This is a genomic window from Nocardia caishijiensis NBRC 108228, from assembly GCF_001612825.1.
Classification (GTDB): domain Bacteria; phylum Actinomycetota; class Actinomycetes; order Mycobacteriales; family Mycobacteriaceae; genus Nocardia; species Nocardia caishijiensis.
The window spans coordinates 419,361-440,577 of the sequence record NZ_BDBE01000025.1; the positions used below are offsets into that span (position 1 = coordinate 419,361).

Annotated in this window: 17 protein-coding genes and 1 pseudogene; 10 read left to right on the plus strand and 8 right to left on the minus strand. The window is 70.1% G+C overall.

Annotated elements, in window-relative coordinates; translation table 11 throughout:
* Positions 1-49 precede the first annotated feature (49 nt).
* From alaS to NC7_RS08815, 5 genes are all read left to right on the plus strand, one after another.
* The gene (alaS, locus tag NC7_RS08795; protein ID WP_067981019.1) at positions 50-2,716 is read left to right on the plus strand and encodes an alanine--tRNA ligase; all 2,667 of its coding nucleotides are present in this window, start codon (positions 50-52) and stop codon (positions 2,714-2,716) included.
* The gene (gene ruvX / locus NC7_RS08800) at positions 2,716-3,258 is read left to right on the plus strand and encodes a Holliday junction resolvase RuvX (protein WP_067981020.1); all 543 of its coding nucleotides are present in this window, start codon (positions 2,716-2,718) and stop codon (positions 3,256-3,258) included. The genes alaS and ruvX overlap by 1 nt, the downstream gene beginning before the upstream one ends.
* On the plus strand, positions 3,255-4,730 hold the full coding sequence (gene mltG / locus NC7_RS08805) for an endolytic transglycosylase MltG (protein ID WP_067981021.1): 1,476 nt from the start codon (positions 3,255-3,257) through the stop codon (positions 4,728-4,730). Before ruvX ends, mltG begins: the two co-directional genes overlap by 4 nt.
* On the plus strand, positions 4,723-5,532 hold the full coding sequence (locus NC7_RS08810; RefSeq protein ID WP_067981022.1) for a shikimate dehydrogenase: 810 nt from the start codon (positions 4,723-4,725) through the stop codon (positions 5,530-5,532). The genes mltG and NC7_RS08810 overlap by 8 nt, the downstream gene beginning before the upstream one ends.
* Positions 5,533-5,601: 69 nt before the next feature.
* The gene (locus NC7_RS08815; RefSeq protein WP_084458189.1) at positions 5,602-6,066 is read left to right on the plus strand and encodes a B-4DMT family transporter; all 465 of its coding nucleotides are present in this window, start codon (positions 5,602-5,604) and stop codon (positions 6,064-6,066) included.
* A 166-nt stretch (positions 6,067-6,232) separates the two neighbouring features.
* On the opposite strand, the gene aroB is transcribed toward NC7_RS08815, so the two are convergent.
* The 4 genes and pseudogenes from aroB to NC7_RS08835 all read right to left on the minus strand — a co-directional run bounded on the left by aroB (position 6,233) and on the right by NC7_RS08835 (position 11,047).
* Complete coding sequence (gene aroB / locus NC7_RS08820) at positions 6,233-7,348, minus strand: 3-dehydroquinate synthase (RefSeq protein WP_067981023.1); 1,116 nt, start codon at positions 7,346-7,348, stop codon at positions 6,233-6,235.
* Between the two features lie 1,175 nt (positions 7,349-8,523).
* Positions 8,524-9,030: pseudogene (locus tag NC7_RS08825) on the minus strand (shikimate kinase); the annotation flags it as partial.
* Positions 9,031-9,179: 149 nt separating this feature from the next.
* Positions 9,180-10,388 carry a chorismate synthase gene (gene aroC, locus NC7_RS08830; RefSeq protein ID WP_067981301.1) on the minus strand — a complete coding sequence of 403 codons (1,209 nt, stop codon included), beginning with the start codon at positions 10,386-10,388 and terminating at the stop codon, positions 9,180-9,182.
* 185 nt (positions 10,389-10,573) lie between these two features.
* On the minus strand, positions 10,574-11,047 hold the full coding sequence (locus NC7_RS08835; RefSeq protein ID WP_067981024.1) for a prepilin peptidase: 474 nt from the start codon (positions 11,045-11,047) through the stop codon (positions 10,574-10,576).
* A 209-nt stretch (positions 11,048-11,256) separates the two neighbouring features.
* Here NC7_RS08835 and NC7_RS08840 point away from each other — a divergent pair, with 209 nt between their 5' ends.
* Genes NC7_RS08840 through NC7_RS08855 form a run of 4 tightly spaced genes read left to right on the plus strand, consistent with a single transcriptional unit; the run spans position 11,257 to position 13,769 of the window.
* A complete protein-coding gene (locus NC7_RS08840) occupies positions 11,257-12,378 on the plus strand; it encodes a M24 family metallopeptidase (protein WP_067981025.1) in 1,122 nt (373 codons plus the stop codon).
* Between the two features lie 49 nt (positions 12,379-12,427).
* Positions 12,428-12,991, plus strand: coding sequence for an elongation factor P (gene efp, locus NC7_RS08845; RefSeq protein WP_067981026.1), 564 nt, complete (start codon positions 12,428-12,430; stop codon positions 12,989-12,991).
* Between the two features lie 2 nt (positions 12,992-12,993).
* Entirely contained in the window at positions 12,994-13,503 is a 510-nt protein-coding gene (nusB, locus tag NC7_RS08850) for a transcription antitermination factor NusB (protein ID WP_067981027.1), read from the plus strand.
* Positions 13,504-13,505: 2 nt separating this feature from the next.
* Positions 13,506-13,769 carry a YciI family protein gene (locus NC7_RS08855; protein WP_201449867.1) on the plus strand — a complete coding sequence of 88 codons (264 nt, stop codon included), beginning with the start codon at positions 13,506-13,508 and terminating at the stop codon, positions 13,767-13,769.
* A gap of 196 nt (positions 13,770-13,965) precedes the next feature.
* Here the strand turns inward: NC7_RS08855 and NC7_RS08860 are convergent, their stop codons facing one another.
* From NC7_RS08860 to NC7_RS08875, 4 genes are all read right to left on the minus strand, one after another.
* Positions 13,966-16,110 carry a nuclease-related domain-containing protein gene (locus tag NC7_RS08860; RefSeq protein ID WP_159372857.1) on the minus strand — a complete coding sequence of 715 codons (2,145 nt, stop codon included), beginning with the start codon at positions 16,108-16,110 and terminating at the stop codon, positions 13,966-13,968.
* A 99-nt stretch (positions 16,111-16,209) separates the two neighbouring features.
* Positions 16,210-17,403 carry a serpin family protein gene (locus tag NC7_RS08865; protein WP_084458193.1) on the minus strand — a complete coding sequence of 398 codons (1,194 nt, stop codon included), beginning with the start codon at positions 17,401-17,403 and terminating at the stop codon, positions 16,210-16,212.
* A gap of 61 nt (positions 17,404-17,464) precedes the next feature.
* A complete protein-coding gene (locus tag NC7_RS08870) occupies positions 17,465-19,438 on the minus strand; it encodes a UvrD-helicase domain-containing protein (protein WP_067981029.1) in 1,974 nt (657 codons plus the stop codon).
* Positions 19,439-19,568: 130 nt separating this feature from the next.
* Positions 19,569-20,519, minus strand: coding sequence for a quinone oxidoreductase family protein (locus tag NC7_RS08875; RefSeq protein WP_067981030.1), 951 nt, complete (start codon positions 20,517-20,519; stop codon positions 19,569-19,571).
* Between the two features lie 119 nt (positions 20,520-20,638).
* Here NC7_RS08875 and NC7_RS08880 point away from each other — a divergent pair, with 119 nt between their 5' ends.
* Entirely contained in the window at positions 20,639-21,217 is a 579-nt protein-coding gene (locus NC7_RS08880; RefSeq protein WP_067981031.1) for a TetR/AcrR family transcriptional regulator, read from the plus strand.

A 21,217-nucleotide genomic window follows, 5' to 3' on the forward strand; every position in this document is an offset into this window, starting at 1 on the left:
CCGACTCCCGCGGAAAAGCGGTGGATCGCAGACGGTAGGCTGGTCAGCTGTGCAGACCCACGAGATTAGACGGCGTTTCCTGGACCATTTCGTCCGTGCCGGACACACCGAGGTACCCAGTGCCTCGCTGATCCTGGCCGACCCCAACCTGCTGTTCGTCAATGCGGGCATGGTCCAGTTCAAGCCGTATTTCCTGGGTCAGGAAGCAGCGCCGTACGCGCGCGCCACCAGCGTGCAGAAGTGCGTGCGCACCGGTGACATCGACGAGGTCGGCGTCACCACCCGCCACAACACCTTCTTCCAGATGGCGGGCAACTTCTCCTTCGGCGACTACTTCAAGGAAGGCGCCATCACCCTGGCCTGGGAGCTGATCTCCAAGTCCCAGGAAGAGGGCGGTTTCGGTTTCGACCCCGAACGCATCTGGGTCACCGCCTACGAGTCCGACCCGGAAGCCGCCGAGATCTGGGAGCGTGTCGCCGGAATCCCGAAGGAGCGCATCCAGTTCCGCGACGGCAAGGACAACTACTGGGACATGGGCGTGCCCGGTCCCGGCGGTCCGTGCTCGGAGATCTACTACGACCGCGGTCCCGCCTACGGCAAGGAAGGCGGGCCGGTCGCCGACGAGGACCGCTACCTCGAGATCTGGAACCTGGTGTTCATGCAGGACATCCGCGGTGAGGACAGCCCGAAGCTCGGGTTCCCGCCGGTCGGGTCGCTGCCGCGCAAGAACATCGACACCGGCATGGGCGTCGAGCGCGTCGCCATGCTGCTCCAGGGCGTGGAGAACGTCTACGAGACCGACCTGCTTCGCCCCATCATCGACAAGGCCGAGCAGCTCACCGGCCGCTCCTACGGTGTCGAGCACGCCGACGACGTGCGCTTCCGCGTGATCGCCGACCACGTGCGCAGCTCGGCCATGCTCATCGCCGACGGCGTGAACCCCGGCAACGACGGCCGCGGCTACGTGCTGCGCCGCCTGCTGCGCCGCATTGTGCGCTCGGCCCGCCTGCTCGGCGCCGAGAAGCCGGTGATGGCCGAGCTGATGAAGGTCGTCTCCGACCTGATGTCGCCGTCCTACCCGGAGCTGGCCACCGACTTCTCCCGCATCGAGACCGTCGCGGTCGGTGAGGAGACGGCCTTCCTGAAGACTCTCAACACCGGCGAGACCCTCTTCGAGAATGCCGCGTCGGCGGTGAAGTCCAAGGGCGGCAAGCAGATCGCGGGCAGTGACGCCTTCGCGCTGCACGACACCTACGGTTTCCCGATCGACCTCACCCTCGAGATGGCCGCCGAGGCGGGACTTTCCGTGGACGAGGCGGGGTTCCGTTCGCTGATGGCCGAGCAGCGTCAGCGCGCCAAGGACGACGCCCAGGCCCGCAAGCACGCCCATGCCGACCTGACCGTCTACAAGGAACTGGTCGACCGGGGTGCCACCGAGTTCACCGGTTTCGACGAACTCACCTCCGAGGCCAACGTGCTCGCCCTGATCTCCGGTGGCGTGCGGGTGCCCGCCGCCCAGATCGGCGAGGACGTCGAGGTGATCCTCGACCGCAGCCCGATGTACGCCGAGTCGGGTGGTCAGATCGCCGACCGAGGCGCGATCACCGCCTCGGGGTTGAAGCTGCGCGTCAACGACGTGCAGAAGATCGCCAAGAAACTGTGGGTGCACAAGGCCACCGTGGAGCAGGGCCAGATCACCGAGGGCGATGTCGTGCTGGCCCAGGCGGATCCGTCCTGGCGTCGCGGCGCCACCCAGGGCCACTCCGGCACGCACATGGTGCACGCCGCGCTGCGCCAGGTGCTCGGCCCCAACGCCGTGCAGGCCGGTTCGCTGAACAAGCCCGGCTACCTGCGTTTCGACTTCAACTGGCAGGGCGCGCTGTCGGATCAGCAGAAGGCCGATATCGAGGCCGTGTCCAACGACGCGGTCGGCGCCGACTTCGCCGTGAACACCTTCGTCACCGACCTGCCCAAGGCCAGGGCCATGGGCGCGATGGCGCTGTTCGGCGAGAACTACGGCGACGAGGTGCGGGTCGTCGAGATCGGCGGCCCGTTCTCGATGGAGCTGTGCGGTGGCACCCACGTGGAGCACTCCTCGCAGATCGGCCCGATCACCGTCCTCGGTGAGTCGTCGGTCGGTTCGGGTGTGCGGCGCGTGGAGGCGTTCGTCGGCCTGGACTCCTACAAGTACCTGGCCAAGGAACGTGCCCTGCTCGCCGGTGTCGCGTCGTCGCTGAAGGTGCCCTCGGAGGAGGTGCCCGGTCGCGTCGAGCAGCTCGTGGAGCGGCTCAAGGTGGCCGAGAAGGAACTCGAGCGCACCAAGATCGCCGCCGTGCTCGCCTCGGCGGGCACGTTCGCCGAGCAGGCCGAGCGGGTCGGTTCCGTGCGCCTGGTCGCCGCTGCCGCGCCCGAGGGCGCCTCGGCCGGTGACCTGCGCACCCTGGCTACCGACATCCGTGGCCGCCTCGGCAGCGACCCGGCGATCGTCGTGCTGCTCGGCAATGTCGACGGCAAGGCGCCGTTCGTGGTGACCGTCAACAAGGCCGCCCAGGACCTCGGCTTCAAGGCGGGCGATCTGGTCGCCAGCTTCGGCCCGAGCATCGCCGGACGCGGCGGCGGCAAGCCGGAGATGGCGCAGGGCTCCGGCTCGGACCCGTCCGGTATCCCGAACGGTTTGACCTCGGTCCGCGCCCGGGTGGCCGAACTCGCCGCCTGATGAGCACCCCCGCCTCCGACGAGGCCCCGGCCGATCGACCCGATCCGGCGACCGACCCCGGTCGGGGCCGCCGGATCGCGGTCGATGTCGGCAGTGTCCGCATCGGCGTGGCGTCGAGTGACCCCGACGGTGTGCTCGCCACACCGGTGGAGACCGTCGCGCGCGCCAAATCCAGCCGTCAGGGCGGTCCACCCGCCGACATCGCAAGAATTGCCGAGATTGTGCGGGAGTACGAAGCCGTCGAGGTGATCGTCGGCCTGCCCAGGACATTGCGCGGTGAAAACGGCACCGCCGCGGGGATCGCCCGCAAGTTTGCCAAGCAGTTGCGCCGGGTGATCGGCCCGATTCCGGTGCGCCTTTCCGACGAACGTTTGACTACGGTGTCTGCTGCACGTGCGTTGCGCGAGAGTGGAGTTCGCGCACGTGGCCAGCGGCAGATGATCGACCAGGCGGCAGCGGTGTCGATCCTGCAAGGATGGTTGGACGAGCGGAGTTCGATGGTGAAGGACGCAGCAGACACAGCGGTCGGAGATGATGCATGACCGACCGATGGGCCAGGGCCGAGGAGCGGTACCGGGCGCGTGAGGCGGACCGGCGTTACCCGCGCCGCGACGACTGGGGCCTGGACCCCCGTGCGTCGCGCGAGGAGCCCGAGGTCCCCGAATGGGACGACTTCGACGACGACACGAACGTCATCCCGCGCTACGAGGACGAGTTCGACGAGCCGGAACCCGAGCCCGAACCCGAACCGCCGCGCCGGGTGGGTCAGCGCCGACCGCGCGCGACACCCGCCGGGCGTGGCCGCGCCAAATCCGGTGGGGGGCGCGGCAAACGGTCGCGGATCGCCTCCCGCAAAGCGGCCGAACGCAAGCGTCGTCGCCGCAACATGTGGGTGGTCGCCGCGGTCTTCGCGCTGCTGTTCGTGTCCGCGGCGGGCTTCGCGGGCTACAAGCTGATGGGAAGTCTCACGCCCGCCGAGGATTTCGCGGGCCCGGCGGGCAAACCCGTTGTCGTCCAGGTGCATCCCGGCGACACCGCCACTCAGATCGCCGAGGCGATGCACGAACGCGGGATCGTCGCCAGTTCCGAGGCCTTCTACGAGGCGGCCGTGCAGAACGTCGGGATGAACAGCGTGCAACCCGGCTTCTACGCGATCGGTGAGCGCAGTCCCGCCGCCGACGCCGTCGCCGCACTGGTCGGTGGCAAGTCCCGCGTGGGCAATGTGGTCGTGTCCGAGGGCAGGCTGCTGCACGACAAGCACGACGTGAGCACCGGCGGCCGCTACGACGGCATCTACCGCAAGATCGCCGACGCCAGCTGCGTCGGCCCCGAACGCAAGTGCGTCACCTACGAGCAGCTCGACGCGGCGGGCGCGAGCCTCGACCTGGCCGCCCTCGGTGTCCCGCAGTGGGCGATGCAGGCGGTCAAGGACTGCCCCGACCGGGCCAGGCAGCTCGAAGGCCTGATCGCGGCGGGCACCTGGGACTTCGATCCGAGCGGCACACCGCAGCAGATCCTGAAACAGCTGATCACCGCGAGCGTGCAGGCCTACGAGGCCACCGGACTGTTGCAGTCCGGCGCCGACACGAAACTGTCGCCCTACGAGACCCTGATCGCCGCGTCCCTGGTGGAACGCGAGGCGAAACCCGAAGACATGGGCAAGGTGGCCCGGGTGATCGTGAACCGCCTCGAGGTCGGCCAGATGCTGCAGTTCGACTCCACGGTGAACTACACCCTCGACACCACCGAGGTCGCCACCACCGACGCGGACCGCGCCCGCGTCACCGCCTGGAACACCTACGCCATGGAGGGCCTGCCGCAGACGCCGATCGCCGCGCCGTCGGTGGCCGCGTTGCAGGCGATGGAGAAGCCCGAGCCGGGGCCGTGGCTGTACTTCGTCACCGTCGACAAGCAGGGCACGACGAAGTTCACCGACTCCTACCAGGAACACCTGCGGCTGGTCACCCAGGCGCAGCGCAGCGGCATTCTCGACAGTTCCCGGACCGGTGGCTGAGCCGCGCAAGGCGGCGGTGCTCGGCCAGCCGATCGGGCACTCGCGATCGCCGCAACTGCACTCGGCCGCCTACCGCGCGCTCGGCCTGCCCTGGACCTACGAGCGCATCGAATGCTCCGCCGAGCAGCTGCCCGGTCTGGTCGACGGCCTCGGCCCGGAGTGGGTCGGGCTGTCGGTGACGATGCCCGGCAAGGAAGCGGCACTCGCCTACGCCGACCGGCGCACCGACCGGGCCGAACTGGTCGGCTCGGCCAACACCCTGCTGCGCACCGACGACGGCTGGCTGGCCGACTGCACCGATGTCGACGGCGTCCTCGGCGCGCTGCGCGACGGCGGGGTCGAGCGGGTGCGCGAGGCGGTCGTGCTCGGTGCCGGTGGCACCGCGCGGCCCGCTCTGCTCGCGCTGTCGCAGCTCGGCGCGGAATCGGTGACGATCGTCGTCCGCGACGCGGGCCGGGCGCGTGGTGCGCTCGACCTGGCCGATCGGCTCGGGATGTCGGCCGCGACCGCGTCGTTCGACGCCGATTCGCTCGCCACGATCTGTGCGCGTGCCTCGGCGGTGGTCAGCACGGTGCCCCCCGCGGCGGCGGCCGTGGTCGCGGCCGCGGTGGCAACGGCGCCGGTGGTGCTCGACGCGATCTACAACCCGTGGCCGACACCGCTGGCGACAGCGGTCGGCGAGGCCGGGCACTCAGTGGTCAGCGGGCTGCGGATGCTGCTGAATCAGGCCTACGGGCAGGTCGAGCTGTTCACCGGGCAACCCGCACCCCGTGCGGCGATGGCGGCGGCGCTCGAACTCTGATCCGTCTCTGGGCCGTGCCGATCCGCGAATTGGTACCGGTTCTAGTTTTGTCCGATTAGGGTGATGCCCATGACCACTTGGCTGTTGCGTGCCATCGCGTTCGGTGCGACCGTCGTCGTCCTGCGGGTTCTGCTCGGATTCGCCATGGCGGCGCTGCCGACCTACGGCGTCGTCTGGCGGGCGGCCTGTCTGATCGTGATCGTCGCCGCGGGCATCGCCTGGGGCGCGCGCGACGCCCGCTCCGCCGACGGCACCGACCTCACCGTCCGCTGGCTGGCGTCCGGCATGATCGCCGGACTCGGTAGCGGCGCGGTGTGCTGGATCCTCGACCAGATCTCTGGCATCGAACTCGGCGACGCGGGCGCGCTGTTCGAACTCACCTCCGCCGCGTCGTTCATCATGCTGCTGGTGTTCCTGCCCGCGATGATCGGCGTGGGCTACGCCCGCGCCCGGGCGCGCAGCTCAGCCGCGAAGCCGCAAGCCGCCGCGAAGCCGCAAGCCGCCACGGAGCCGGTCCCCGCTCACGCGGGATAGGCGGACGACGAAGAGTTGAAGATGTAGCCCGGCGGTCGACGCGGCCGGTGCGCTGTGGGCGGCCGCGTCGACTCGGAGCGAGGCGTGCCACCTGCCTACGCGAGGTTGACAGGCGGCGTCTCCGAGCGCGTCGCTCGGCCACGCGTGGTGCAGGTGCGGTCCGTGCTCAGAGCAGGATCGCGCCGCTCGCCGGTGTTTCGCGGGCGATGGCCGAGTAGGCCGCGGCGAGCAGGCTCGGGTCGGGGCCTTCGAGGCGACCGGGCTTGGCCAAGCCGTCGAGCACCACGAAGCGCAGCACGCCGGAACGGGTCTTCTTGTCGGTCTGCATCGCGTCCATCAGCTGCGGCAGCGCGTCGGCGTCGTAACTGACCGGCAGGCCCACGCTCTCCAGGATGGTGCGGTGACGGTCGGCGGTCGCGTCGTCCAGACGACCGGCGAGGCGGCCGAGCTCGGCGGCGAACACAAGACCGACCGACACCGCCGCACCGTGGCGCCAGCGGTACCGTTCGCGCCGCTCCACGGCGTGGCCGAGGGTGTGGCCGTAATTGAGGATCTCGCGCAGGCTCGATTCCTTGAGATCCGCGGCGACCACATCGGCCTTCACCTGGATGGCGCGGCGGACCAGCTCGGGCAGCACCTCGCCGGTGGGGTCGAGCGCGGCCTCCGGATCGGCCTCGATCAGGTCGAGGATCACCGGGTCGGCGATGAAACCGGCCTTGATGATCTCGGCCATGCCCGCGACGATCTCGCTGCGCGGCACCGTTTCCAGCGTCGCCAGGTCGACGAGCACGGCGCTCGGCTCGTGGAAGCTGCCGACGAGGTTCTTGCCCGCCTCGGTGTTGATGCCGGTCTTGCCGCCGACCGCCGCGTCGACCATGGCCAGCAGCGTGGTCGGCACGTGCACGATGCGCACCCCGCGCATCCAGGTGGCCGCCACGAACCCGGCGAGGTCGGTGGCCGCGCCGCCGCCGAGACTCACCACGGCGTCGTTGCGGGTGAGCCCGATCCGGCCGAGCACCTCCCAGCAGAACCCGGCCACGGCGAGGTCTTTGCCGTCCTCGGCGTCGGGGATCTCGATGCGGTGCGCGTCGATGCCGGTCTCGGCCAGTGCCTTGCGTACCGCTTCGGCGGTCTCGGCCAGTGGCGGCTGGTGGAAGATCGCCACGGTGCGCACCGCGTTGCCCGCGGTGACCGCCTCGACGAGGTCGCCGAGCAACCCGCGTCCGATGATCACCGGATACGGATCGGCGGTGCGGACCTGAATGGTGGTCGGCTCTGTCACGTGCGCTGCTCCGATTCTCTCGGGTCGTTGGTCATCCGTCTTGTCGCTCGCCGCCGGGGCCGCGCCCGCCACGAACCGGGCACCGGTTCCCCCGCGCCGGGGGCCGCCGCGCGCCCGCGCGCCGGGGGTTGCTGCGCGCCACGCGGATCGGTGTCGCCGACCGAGCTGTCGATGCGATCAGTGTCCGCGTGAGTGCCGGGTCGGTCGGTCGAGTCACCGGCCGCGCGGGTGCCGGGTCGGTCGGTCGAGTCACCGGCCGCGCGGGTGCCGGGTCGGTCGGTCGACTCACCGGCCGCGCGGGTCCCGGGTCGGTCGGTCGAGTCGAGCGATATGTCGCGCCCGGAACGCGTGTCGATTCGGCCTGTGTCGTGTGCCGGGGTGCTGCCGGTGTGCGTGTCGGTTCGGCGTGCCGATCCCGTGGATGGTTCGGCACCGTGATCGGTCGACGAGCGGCGACGACTTTGTCGCGCACCGCCGCGGCTTCCGCGTCCGCCCCGCCTGCGGCGTGACGATTCCGGGCTGCCGGAAGTGCGACCGGTCGCCGCGGGCGTGGCACCGGTGGTGTCGACGGCGTCGGTGGGGGCGCCTGGTGCGGAGTCGGTGCGGCTGCCCGGCTGGGCTGCGCGGCCGCGTCGGGTCGGGCGGGTGGCGCGGGCATCCTCGGTGTGTTCCGCCGAACTTTCGGCGCCGGAATCGGCGGTGCGCCGAGCGGTGCCGCCTGCCCGCTCGCCGACACCGGTATCGATGTGGCCCCGATCGGTGGGCTGAGGGCGATCGTCGGTGTGATCACCGGGCCGCGCGTCATCGGCCGATGCGGTGCCGGTCTTCTCCGCGGAACGGGTGGAGTCGGTGGCGCCACCGACCGCACGGGACCGGCTGCCGCGACGGCGCGAGCGGTTGCGGCGTGAGCGCCTGTTCTCACCGGGCGGTGCCTCCCCGGAAACGGCCCGACCCGACGCGGATCGCGCTGCGGCAGCGGTTGTTGCGTCGTTGTCGCCCTGAGTCCCGGATGCGGCCAGCATCTCGCCGCGCCGGGCCGCGGCCGCTCTGGCGCGGGACCGTCTGCGGGCTTTGGAGCGGCTGCTGCCCGATCCCGGTGCGGTGGAAGACAACGGGGGAGTGGGGTTCACGGCGTCGGCGGTGCGCGCGATGTCGGTGCGAACCGACTCGAGGCCCAGCCGCCCCAGAATCATGCGCACCACCCGGCCGGGACTACGGCCGTCGGTGCGCACCCGCACCGTGGCGACCTCGCGGTAGAGCGGGCGACGCTGCTTCATCAACTCGCGATACTTCGCGGCGGGGTCGGCCCCGTTGAGCAGAGGGCGGGCAGTGCTCGACCCGGTCCGCCGAAGCCCTTCGCCCACACTGATCTCCAGGTACACCACGGTGGCGCCGCGCAGCACCTCCCGCGTGCGCGCCGACAGCACCGAGCCGCCGCCGAGCGAGACGACGCCTTCGTGCTCGAGCACCGCCCGGCGCACTACCTGCTCCTCGATGCGGCGGAACTCCGGCTCACCGTCGGTCGCGAAGATCTCGGGAATGCTCCGACCGGTCTCGACCTCGATCCCGGCATCGGTATCGAACAGCTCGACACCGAGTTCCCTTGCCAGCTTGCGCCCGATCGTCGACTTCCCCGACCCAGGCGGCCCGACCAACACCACCCGAGCACGCGCGGCGACCACGGTCTCGTCTCCGGCCTTCGCGCCGGAACCGTCGGACGCATCGGCGCCACTGGTCGTCGTGTGGTCGGTGGGCTCCGTTCCGGGTGCGGCGGTCGTCGATGAGGGGCCCGCGTCGGCGTCGCGCGCGGTCCCCTCCTGGCCCGGCGTGGTCACGACGTGCGGCTGTCCGCGGGCACGTGTGGACGGCTGCTGATCCGCTTGACGTAGCTGGTGATGTTGTCGACGGTCTCGGCCAGCGAATCCCCACCGAATTTTTCCAGCGCGGCCTGCGCGAGTACCAGCGCCACCATCGATTCGGCGACGACGGCGGCGGCGGGCACCGCGCACACATCGGAGCGCTGGTGGATGGCGACGGCTTCCTCGCCGCTGGACATGTCGACGGTCGACAGCGCCCGAGGCACCGTCGAGATCGGCTTCATCGCCGCGCGCACCCGCAGCGCCTCGCCGTTGGTCATGCCGCCTTCCAGCCCGCCCGCGCGGTTGGTCGAGCGCAGCACACCGTCGGGGCCGGGACGCATCTCGTCGTGGGCCTGGCTGCCTCGGCGGCGGGCGGTCTCGAAACCGTCGCCGACCTCGACACCCTTGATCGCCTGGATACCCATCAGCGCGGCCGCCAGGCGCGAGTCGAGCCGCTGCTCGCCGCTGGTGAACGAGCCGAGTCCGATGGGCAGCCCGTCCACGATCACCTCGACCACGCCACCGAGGGTGTCGCCGTCCTTCTTGGCCGCCTCGATCTCGGCGATCATCGCCGCCTCGGCCTCGGCGTCGAACGCGCGCACCGGGCTGGCGTCGACGGCGTCGAGATCCTGCGGACCCGGCACGACACCGGTGGTGTTCGCGGCGGTACCGATCGACACGACGTGCGAGATCACCTCGACGCCGAAGGCCTGGCGCAGGAAGTTCCGAGCGACGGTGCCCGCCGCGACCCGAGCGGCGGTCTCGCGGGCGCTGGCGCGCTCGAGCACCGGCCGCGCGTCGTCGAAGCCGTACTTGAGCATGCCGGAGTAGTCGGCGTGTCCGGGGCGCGGGCGCGTGAGGGGAGCGTTGCGGGCCATGCCGTCCAGGGCCGCCGCGTCGACGGGATCGGCCGACATCACCTCGGTCCACTTGGGCCACTCCGAATTGGCGATCTCGATCGCGACCGGACCACCCATGGTCCGCCCGTGACGCACGCCGCCGACCAGCGTGACCTTGTCGGCCTCGAACTTCATTCGGGCGCCGCGCCCGTAGCCGAGCCGACGGCGCGCGAGCTGTGCGGAGACATCGTCCGATGTCACCTCGACTCCGGCGACCATCCCTTCCAGGAGGGCGACGAGAGCGGGACCATGGGATTCTCCGGCAGTTATCCAGCGCAACACGCCGACCATCTTCCCACGTCGGCGCCCGCAGTTGGGCACGTGGTCGGCAGTGACGAGCAGCACGCCGCCGGTGTGCCTGCTCACGCGGCACCGGCCACCGCCCTGTCTCGCCTACCCCGACGCTCACCGGGCCCTCGTATCGGGGCGCGTGGACGGCGTCGAGCACCGGCGCGTCGCCACCTTCGTCACGTCAGCGCCATCGCCGTCACCGTGGCCAGACACATCGCCGGACCGTGCGGCACGACCCGGGGAGACGACGCCCGCCGCACGCTCTCGACCGCGCGGCCCGACATCCGGCGCACCCAGTGCCGCCCGAGCACGACGGCGGCCGCCAGCCCCGTGAGCAACGGCGCCACGATGGCTGCCCACGTCCATGCGGGCGGGCCCGCCAGTGCGGCCGCCGCTCCCAGCGCGATCGCCAGCTTCACATCCCCGGCGCCGAGGGCGGCGGGTGCGATCAGGTGGGTCACCAGGTACGGCATGGTCAGTAGGGCGGCACCGATCAGCGCCGTGGTCAATTGCCCGGTGTACCAAGCGAACCCGAAGACGGCGACCGCGCCGGTTCCGGTGAGCGCGTTGGGCAGGCGGCGGGCATGGACGTCGATCACGCCGAGGAGCAGGCACCAGGCGATGAGCAGGCAGAACGCGGCAGTTGTCATGCGTCGATCGTGCTGGCCCGTGTGGCGGCGAGCGAGGCCTCGATCGCCGAATGTGGACAACTTCGACACATGTGGACAGCCGGGTCTCCAGAAGTGCTGTCGCGCAGCGCTTCCACCGAGGTCGGCACGCGAAAAGGCGTGGCGCGCCCGGAACCGACGCCCGCGCACTCGATGCCCACGTGTTCGTGGTTCGGCGGTAGCGTTGACTCATGTGTGCTGACTACACGGGTCCCGACCACGCGGCACGGCGTGGCGCCCTGCGGAGCCTGCTGGTGGAGAACGGCGTCGACGCGCTGCTGGTGACCGATCTGGTCAACATCCGCTATCTCACCGGCTTCACCGGCTCCAACGCCGTCCTGCTCGTGCACTCGTGGGACATGCGCGGCGCCGAGGACCGCACCGTCATCGGCACCGACGGCCGCTACGCCGCCCAGGTGGCCGCACAGACCCCCGATCTGCGTGCCGAGATCTCGCGCGCCACCGCCCGGCGCATCCTCGAACTGGCCGGTGAGTGGCAACTCGGTCGGGTCGGTTTCGAAAGCCACGTGGTGACCGTCGCCGAGCACGAGGCGTACGTGGGGCTGCGCACCGGACTGCAGTTGGTGCCGACCTCCGGGTTGGTCGAACAGCTGCGCATGGTCAAAGACGCCTACGAGGTCGAGCAGCTGCGGGCCGCGTGCGCCGCCGCCGACGCCGGGCTGGCCACCCTGCTCGACCGCGGACTGCTGCGTCCAGGTCGCACCGAACGTCAGGTGGCGAGGGATCTCGAGTGGGCGATGTTCGAACACGGCGCCGAGGCCGTCTCGTTCGAGACCATCGTGGCCGCGGGCGCCAACTCGGCCGTGCCGCACCACCGGCCGACCGGCGCGGTCCTCGCCGAGGGCGACTTCGTGAAGCTCGACTTCGGCGCGGTCGTCGACGGCTACCACTCCGACATGACACGCACCCTCGTCCTCGGCGTGCCCGCCGAGTGGCAGCGCGAGATCTACGAACTGGTCGCCCGCTCACAGCAAGCGGGACGGGAAGCACTCGCGCCCGGGGCGAAGACCGCCGAGGTCGACGCCGCCGCCCGCACGGTGATCGAGGACGCCGGTTACGGCGCGCAGTTCGTGCACGGCCTGGGACACGGCGTCGGACTGCAGATCCACGAAGCGCCCGGAGTCGCCAAAACGAGTACCGGTACACTTCTCGCAGGCGTGGCGGTGACCGTCGAACCAGGTGTGTACCTTCCCGGCCGCGGCGGGGTCCGGATCGAGGACACGCTCGTGGTGCGCGAAGGGGGCCCGGAACTGCTCACCCTCACCAGCAAGAACCTGACCGTCGTCGAGTGACGACGGTGCCACCGAGACACGCAGTAACGAACGAGGAGATCCGAAGACAGTGGCGGACACCAGCGACTTCAAGAACGGCCTTGTGCTGAAGATCGACGGTCAGCTTCAGCAGATCGTCGAATTCCAGCACGTGAAGCCGGGTAAGGGCCCTGCCTTCGTGCGGACCAAGCTGAAGAACGTCGTGTCCGGCAAGGTCGTCGACAAGACCTTCAACGCGGGTGTCAAGGTCGAGACCGCCACGGTCGACCGTCGTGACATGACCTACCTGTACCACGACGGGTCCGATTACATCTTCATGGACGGCGAGACCTTCGACCAGATCTCCATCCCGGAGGCCACCATCGGTCAGGGTGCGCGCTTCCTGTTGGAGAACATGGGCGTCCAGGTCGCCGTGCACGAGGACGCGCCGCTGTTCGTGGAGCTCCCCGTCACCATCGAGCTGCTGGTCCAGCACACCGACATCGGTCTGCAGGGCGACCGCTCCACCGGCGGCACCAAGCCCGCCACCCTGGAAACCGGCGCCGAGGTTCAGGTCCCGCTGTTCATCAACACCGGTGACAAGCTGAAGATCGACTCGCGCGACGGCAGCTACCTCGGCCGCGTCAACGCCTGATCGTGGCGGACTCCCCGGCGGACAAGAAGGGCTCGTACAAGAAGCTCGGTGCGCGCCACAAGGCGCGTCGCCGTGCCGTGGACATGCTGTTCGAGGCGGAGGCGCGTGACGTCGACGTCTCCGATCTGCTGGCCGAGCGCGCCGAGCTCGCGACCCGCGATCAGAGCGTGGCACCTGTGCACCCGTACACCAACACCCTCGTCGAGGGCGTCGCCGACGACCTCGACCGTGTCGACGGCACCATCGAGTCCTACCTGCAGGACTGGACCCTGACCCGGCTACCCGCCGTGGACCGGGCCATTCTGCGGATCGCGGTGTGGGAGCTGTTCCACGCCACCGATGTGCCCCCGGTCGTCGCGGTCGACGAAGCGGTGGAGCTGGCCAAGGAGCTGTCCACCGACGACTCCCCGTCGTTCGTGAACGGTGTGCTCGGTCAGGTCGTTCAGGTGGCACCGCAGGTGCGCGCGGCCGCCGCCGCGACACGGGCGCCGAGGCCGGACCCGGAGGCCTGAGCGTGCCCAAGTACCTGGTGATGGCCCGGCGTACGCCCGGGTTCGACGCCTCGGTCATCGAGCCGCATCGCGCATTCCTGCGTGACCTGCTCGCGAAGGGGCAGTTGCAGGAGAGCGGTGGCTTCAGCGACGGCACCGGTGGCGCCTATGTGGTGCTGGTCGATGACCTCGATACCGCGACGACGATCGTGCGTTCCGACCCCCTGCACACCATGGGTGCTTCGGAACTGACGATTCACGAATGGACGATCACCGTCTCCGCGTGAACCCCGCTGGACCCGACAGCCGTGCGCTCGAACGAGCGTGCGGCTGTTCGTCATTCGGGTCAGGTGTCCCGACGGCCTCCGCCGGTGGGTGTACGAGGAAACCGACGGAGGCGCGACCGCGCCGGGTAGCGCGGTGCCGGGGTGTGCCTGGGCACCCGATGATCCTGCAACCTCGAGTGGGCTCGAGGTCAAGCGGTCAGCGTCTGGCGTGGACGAGGGGCGCGAGGAAGTTCTCGACCTGCGCTCCCGACGGCTGACCGAGCCGCCTGCCCAGATAGTCGGGCGCGTCGCCCGCCGCGCGGCACCGGTCGGGGTCGGTGTTGGCCGGGTCGTTGGAATAGCGTTCGCCGAGCATGGTCGCCTTGGCGACTTCGCGCCCGGTGCGTAGCTCGTAGACGATCACCTCGTAGGTGGCGCGGAACAGGTTGACCGTGCGTCCGACCGGTGCGCCGGGCGCGGGCCCGTACTGGCAGGTCTGGACGAGGTCACGCAGCTCCAGCTGCTTCATGCAGGCGATGAGCTGGACCGTCGCCGGGTCGGTCGGGCGCCAGGCGGGCGAATCCTCCGGTCGGACCATGGTCGTGAGATGCCCCGAGAGGTAGATCGGCGCCACGTCACCGCGCTGGTAGGGCGCGGCGTTCGGGAAGGGTTTCTTGTCGGGCCCGCACATGCGGTCGTAGTCCGACATCTCGAACCGGCTCGCCTGCACGGCCGTGATGGCGAAGAACCCGGCCCCGAACAAGACGATGAACAGGACCAAGCCGAGTCCCGCCCCGATCTTCGGCAGGCGCCTGCCACGCTCCGCGCGTTCACGGACGGGCCGGTTCTGCCAGCGTTCACGCAGCGACGGCCCGTCCGGCGCGGTACGCCGCAGCGTCCCGCCGCCCCGGAGGTCGCGCCAGCGGCGGCGTAGTGACGGACGTCGCGCGGTTTGCTCGTGTCCGACCCAGTCGGTCCAGACACCCGAGTTCGAGCTGTGCGTATCGGTGCTCGACGGCACGCTCCAGGATGCGGCGGCCGCACTGGACGACGTGCTGGCGCCGTGCCTCACCGAGGAATCCTCGTGTAGCTCATCTTGTTCCACGCCCGCGATCGCCGGAGGTTCCGGCTCGGGAGCGGTACGTCGCGGTAGGCCACTGTCGCTCTTGTGCAGTGAGATGAGGTCGGAATCGCGACCGTCGACCTCGTCATCCGATCGCTCGTCATCCCGGTTCACCGTGTCGTGCCCGGGCGGCGGTGCGCTGGCGTGATGCGCCACGACCGCCTCGCTGTCCGGCGCCGCACCGAGGTCCGCGTTCTTCGTGCGTTCGATATCGGGCAGGCCCGGGGGCGGCGCGGTCGGCGGCGACACCGCCGCGGTGCCGCGCTCGTCGGCCGAACCCGGATCGGTCGAGACTTCGGCCGAATTCGGCGACGGCGCATGCTTTTCCGCCTCGACGGCGCGCTCCGCACCGGCCGGTTCCTGCTCGACAGGCGCGGATTCCGCCGTGGCGGAGGTTTCGTCCGAGGCGGGCGCGGAACGGGACGGCCGGTTGGCCATTCGGTCGATCGCCGCCAGGAACGCGGGCGTAGGAGACTGGATCGGACCCACCGGATCATTATGCGCTGTGTCGGGCGCCGCGGCCTCGGAATGCGTTGCGGCGGAAGCGGATAGCGAACCGATCTCGGCGGAGGACGTCGGCGCGGCGGGCCGACTGGTCGCGGCCGCTTCGAGTTCGGCCGGGAACCCCTGTGCTGTCAGGTCGTCGGTCGAGGGCAGCAGGTGTGCGAGATTGAGGGCCGTGAAGACCCGCGCGACGTCCTCGACGCTGAGCCGCACGGTGCGCCCGATCTCGGCCTCGAAATAATCGTGCAGGGCCGTGAAGTCGTCGCGGTCCACGATCACCGCGCGGTACCCGTCGGCGATGCGTGTCTCCTCGATGGTGATCTCGGCGCCGGGCTGGGGGACCAGTGCGATCACCGCGTTCACCCAGCCGAAGATCCCGGACTGCTGCAGCAGGCTTTTCGCGGCGAACACCTGCCTGCGCACCTGCACGAACGGGTTCGGTACGCGCGCCGCGTGATACAGCGCCGCCGGGGCGCCGTCGACCGTCCACGGCCCGTTCGGTGGGGTGGCGAGGGTGCCTTCCTGGCGGGTGGTGAACCCCTTCACCTCCAGGATGGTCACCGTCTGCGGGGTGCACACCAGCGCGTCGACCTCGACGGCGCCGCCCCGGTTCTCCGGCACATGACAACGGAAGACCGCGACGCCACCGGCCCGGAATGCCGCGTCGCGAATCGCCGCACCGACGATCTGTTCCGCGCCTTCGAGTTCGGTCTCGTCCGCGACAACGACGATCACCACGACCCCCTGTGCACCAGACTGCGGACTACCACCAGAGTACGGTGTCCCCCTGCCGTTCCGAATCTCGTTGTCGAGCAACGAATCCGGTAAGAACGATTACCCATCTCGCCACAGTGTGCTTCCTGGCGGCCTCAGGTCGTCGCCCGACGGACGGTCCCAGGTGAGCGGCGGCGTGGTGACCTGCCCCGCGACCAACGCCAGCCCGGTCGGCCGGTCGACGGCGAGGAATCCGAAGGGGCGATCGATCCGCACCGAGGTGATGGTCGCCGTGTTCGGCTGCGGGATGCCACCCGGGAACATAGCGACGGCGGCCACCGCGGCCGCCTCGAAACCGGCGGAGTCGAACCGCGCCACCACGCTCTGCGCCGCGGCTTCGACGGCGAGCGGGAACGAGCTGATGCCGGGGAAGTGTCCGCGCGAGGAGTCACGGGCGGCGGAGAGGCCGAACAGGTCGGCTCGGTCGAGCAGGTCGTGGTGCGCGCTGATGTCGAACGGCGGCAGCGTCACGACGACGGAGTCGCCGCCGTAGGTTTCGCGCCGTTCGACGGCCAGACAGGGGCCGGTCGTTCCGACCGGGAGGTCGGTCGTCACGGGTAGCGAGCCGTCGATCGCCGCGATACCCGCCGCGATCGCGTGGTTCGGGTCGGCGCCGATCAGCAGGTGAACGTCGAGGTCGCCGCGCCCGGCGACGATCACCCGGGTGACGTCCGAACCGAGCACGGACACACTGCCGTCGGGGTAGTTGCTCCGGGACAGCCCGATGCCGCGTTGTCCTTGCCACGGACCGGTTTCGGGCGTCCACAGGATCTCGTCGAACGGCTCGACCCATTTGGTGCGTGCCAGCAACGCCGTGGCCAACGCGAAGATGGTCATCGTGGAGATCGGTACCGGAAACTTCTCGATCGAGCCGTCGGTCTGCTCGCGCGCCCACGCGTCCAGCGCCGCGGGATCGCCCAGCTCACCGATAGTTCCGGCGGGCAGACTCTCGATCCATTCCGGACGCACCGGCAGACCCGCTTTCGCCCAGGCGCCGATCGCGGTCGACACTTCCCGCGAAGCGTCGAGCGTTTTCAGCATCGCCAGCCCGGCCGTATGTGCCTCGTCGGCGGAAATACCGAGGGCGGCGGACAATTCGGTCCTGGCCGCTCCGTCGGCCGCGCCCGCGAGCACGGCCAGCAACGGCCACACCCCGGCCGCCGACACCGCCGTGTTCGCGCCCCCGAAAGTGGTGCACCACCGCGTCGTGAGCTCGTTGGCCGAGCGGACGTGTGGCATCAGCAAACTCCCCATGGGCGCCGATCTTACGACCAACCACCGACAACTCGCCGTCTTCCCACGGCCGTGCGGCGGATCAGTCGCGCACGATTCCCAACCAGACGTAGTCCCTGGCCCGGGTCACCGCCACGAATTGCTGACGCATCAGCAGGTCGTGGCGTTCCTGCTCGGCATCGGTGCGCGGCGGCGGCGACGGCGCGGTGAACGGATGGATCACCGCCCGGAAGTCCAGCCCCTTGGCCCGGTATACGGTGCCGACCTTGACGCCGCTGTCGGTATCGGCGCACCGGTAGTCGAGGAGTTCCTGTGCCGCGACACCCCAGGCGCGCAGGATGCGCAGGACGGCGTCGGCCTCGGCATTGGTGATCGTGATGACGGCCGTGTCCGACAGCGAGATGCCCTCGGCCACGATGCGATCGAGCTGGCCGCGCAGATGATCGGGCAATTCGGCGCGGGTGCAGGTGATCTGTTCGGCGTAGCCATCGGGCAGGGCGGCGTCGGTGAGGTCGAGACCGTGGCGGTCGGGGGTGTCGATATCGTCGACGGGGGAGGCGCCGTCGAGGCTCGCGGCCAGTTTCAGGACCGCGCGCCGGTTGCGGTAGTTCTTGGTGAGCTTCTCGCTGCGACCGACGATATTGATGTCGGCGTCGATGAAACGCCAACCGCCCGCGTAGATCTGCTGCTGGCGGTCGCCGACGAACAGCAGCGAATTCGGTTCGTCGCCGGTGAGCGCGTGCACCAGGCGCACCCCCTGCAGGCTCATGTCCTGCATTTCGTCGACGACGACCATCGCGTACGGCCGAGGCAGCGGGTTCACGCGCAGTTCCTCGAGGGCGGCGGTGATGACGTCGTTGCCGTCGTAGCACTGGCGGTCGGTGCGGATCCGCTCGTACTCGACGTACAGCTCCCACACGTGTTCGCGCTGGCTGGTGCGCAACGCGACGCGCCTGCCACGACGATCCAGCCCTTCGTAGGCGCGAAATCCGGCCTCGGTCGGTGGTATTCCGCGACCTTTGATCACCCGGTCGATCTCCTCGCGCCAGTACCTGGGGTCGGGGGAGGCGTTCGTGAGCGGGCTCGACCGCCCGACCTTCGCCCAGGCGCGGTTGAACGCGGTCTCGGTGCGGCGCAGCTCCATCCGGCGGTGGATGCCCCGTTCGGCGAGGAAGTCCTGTGCCCAGGAATGCAGGTTGGTGAATTCCGCACGCCCCACCGTCGGCAGCAGGCGCGCGAACGCCGATTCCTGGCACGGCGGCAGGTTCTTCACCAGGGTGGTGAACAGCAGCGGGCCCGTGCTGCGGCGCGCCCGGTGCGCCATCCGGTGCAGCGCGAGCACGGTTTTTCCCGATCCGGCCGGGCCGACGATGCGCGCCGGGCCGTTGTGGTTGCGGGTCACCAGGGCGAGCTGGTCGGGATCGAGGAACGACAGCCAGGTGGGGAACGGTTTGGCCAGCGCACCGCTCAGATGGTCTGTGCGCAGCGACTCCACGTCGAGCAATCCGTCGGTCTCGGCGGGTGTCCGCGCCGGTTCCACACGCGGGACCGCCCGGTAGTCGGAGTCGCGTCGCGCGGTGTGTTCGGCGAGCGCACCGGCCAACCGCGCGGGCATCACGGCCTTGCGGTTCAGCAACGACCGCACGGTGGCATCGGTGCACACCACGAACCGCCCGTCCGCGCCGGTATGGCGGCCCGGTGGCAGCACGAACACCAATTCCACCGTCTCGCGGACGAACTCGTTCCCGTTCGGGCCGATCCGCACCCCGGTGAACATCTGCTCGGCCTGTGCCCGCAACCGCCGGATCTGTGCCTCGCCGGGCAGTTCGTCGACCACATTCACGGCGAACACCCCGGCGGGTCCGACCAGCACCGCGTCACACCGCCCCGCGGGCGCGGGCTGTCGCAGGTGCGTCAGCAGCCGCCAGCGTCCGCCTCCCGCCAGCAGCACCGAGGCGTAGATGCCGCGTGAGCGCCGTGGCAGCTCCGCGACGGTCTCGGTGAGCACCTCCTCGGTCCGCACCCGCAGAGCCTCATGATCATTGCTGGAAACCATCACGCCACCCCCGCTGTTCCGCGCACTTCGACGTCTCTCAGTATCGTCCGATACTCAAGCAACAGAACGCTTTTCGGGCCAAGAGGTGACAACGGAGGCGCACCCGACCGGTCGGAATGGCGCGCCTTGTTCAGGGCCGCAACAGCACGCTGCCCAGGGCGACCCGCTCCTCGAGCAGCCGATGCGCCTTCGCGGCGTCGGTCAGGGGAAGCACCGTGTCCACGACCGGAACCAGCTTCCCGGCTGCCGCCGCCGCCAACGCGGCGCCCTGCCGAGCGGCCACCGTGCCCAACCAGGCGGGTCCCGCGCAGCCGGTGAGGGTGAGTCCGCGCAGGATCAGGTCCGCCGCACCGACCCGCGCCGGTGCCCCGGCGAGCCACCCGTAACTGAGGATTCGGCCGTGTAGCGCGGTGACGAGGTCGAGCAACGGCGCCAGCGAGTCACCGCCGATCGAATCGAAGACGACGCCGAGGGTGTCGCCGTCGAGCAACGCGCCCAGTCGAGCCGCCCAGCCGGGCGCGTTGTGGTCGATGACCTCGTGCGCGCCGTTGGCACGCGCCAGTTCGGCTTTCGCGGGACCGCCCGCGGTGGCGATCACGCGCAGTCCTGCCGCGACGCACAAGCGGGTGAGGCTCGCGCCCACCCCGGTCGCGGCCGCCTCGACGAGCACGGTCTCGCCCGCGCTCGGTGTCGCCGCGTCGAACAGCGCGATCGCCACCGACCCGGCCATCAGGATCGCCGCCGCCGCGTCCGGTTCGAGGCCGTGCGGAATCCGGGTGACCGAATCCGACGACGCCACAACATATTCGGCATACGACCCGTGGCCGGGCGTGGACACCACCACCCGTTCGCCCACGAGTCCTCGATCGGCACCGGCGCCGACTTCGACGACGGTGCCCGCCGCCTGGAACCCGAACACGGCGGGAAGCGGCGCGGGGAACGGGAAGGTCCCCGACCGCATCAGGGTCTCCGGGTAGAGCACCGGGATCGCCTCGGCCCGCACCAGCACCTCGCCGGTCGCTGGTCGCGGTGTGTCGACGTCCTCGGCCACCAGCACTCCGGGGGCGCCAACAGTGGTCATTACGATTGCCTGCAACAGAACTCCATAAGTTGACTGACGGTCCAGTTCTCTCGTCGAGAGAATATGGACCGCCGGTCAACTTTGTCAACGAGTCGGCGGGTGCCGAGGGAGCGGGTGCGATGAGCGAGGGTCGTCGGGTCGAACGAGCGGATGCCGCGCGCAACCGACGGGCAATCCTCGAGGCGACCATGGCGCTGCTCGACGAGCACGGTGCGGCCGGGGTGACCATGGACCGGGTCGCCGCCGCCGCGGGCGTGGGAAAAGGCACCATCTTCCATCGTTTCGGCAGCCGGTCCGGCCTGCTCTACGAGCTCGTCGCGGAGGGTGCGACCGAGTTGATGGAGCGGGTGTCCAGTGGTCCTCCGCCGCTGGGTCCTGGCGCTCCGGCCGCAGAGCGACTCCTCGCCTTTTTCGACGCCATGACCTGCCTCGTGACCGATCATGTCGAGTTGATCGCCGCGTACCGGGCGATGCCGCCGCATCCGCGCACCGAGGAGTTCCACGCGTTCTGGGCCGTGCACATCAGCACTCTCCTGCGTGAGGTCAGGCCGGATATCGACGCCGAAACCGTCGGCGCGCTGCTGCTGTCGTCCATCGGGGGCGATCTCGCCCAGCATCTGGCCAGGGCGGGCGAAGTCACCCGGCTACGCGCGGCCGTACAGGAGATGGTCCGGGCCGTGCTGAACGTGCCGTCGTGA

Excerpts from the sequence above, each read along its gene's own strand:
- mltG (WP_067981021.1), top strand. The coding sequence starts at position 3,255 with ATGACCGACCGATGGGCCAGGGCCGAGGAGCGGTACCGGGCGCGTGAG.
- NC7_RS08840 (WP_067981025.1), top strand. The coding sequence starts at position 11,257 with ATGTGTGCTGACTACACGGGTCCCGACCACGCGGCACGGCGTGGCGCC.
- NC7_RS08865 (WP_084458193.1), bottom strand. The coding sequence starts at position 17,403 with ATGGGGAGTTTGCTGATGCCACACGTCCGCTCGGCCAACGAGCTCACG.
- NC7_RS08835 (WP_067981024.1), bottom strand. The coding sequence starts at position 11,047 with ATGACAACTGCCGCGTTCTGCCTGCTCATCGCCTGGTGCCTGCTCCTC.
- NC7_RS08815 (WP_084458189.1), top strand. The coding sequence starts at position 5,602 with ATGACCACTTGGCTGTTGCGTGCCATCGCGTTCGGTGCGACCGTCGTC.
- NC7_RS08880 (WP_067981031.1), top strand. The coding sequence starts at position 20,639 with ATGAGCGAGGGTCGTCGGGTCGAACGAGCGGATGCCGCGCGCAACCGA.
- NC7_RS08875 (WP_067981030.1), bottom strand. The coding sequence starts at position 20,519 with ATGACCACTGTTGGCGCCCCCGGAGTGCTGGTGGCCGAGGACGTCGAC.
- NC7_RS08870 (WP_067981029.1), bottom strand. The coding sequence starts at position 19,438 with ATGGTTTCCAGCAATGATCATGAGGCTCTGCGGGTGCGGACCGAGGAG.
- ruvX (WP_067981020.1), top strand. The coding sequence starts at position 2,716 with ATGAGCACCCCCGCCTCCGACGAGGCCCCGGCCGATCGACCCGATCCG.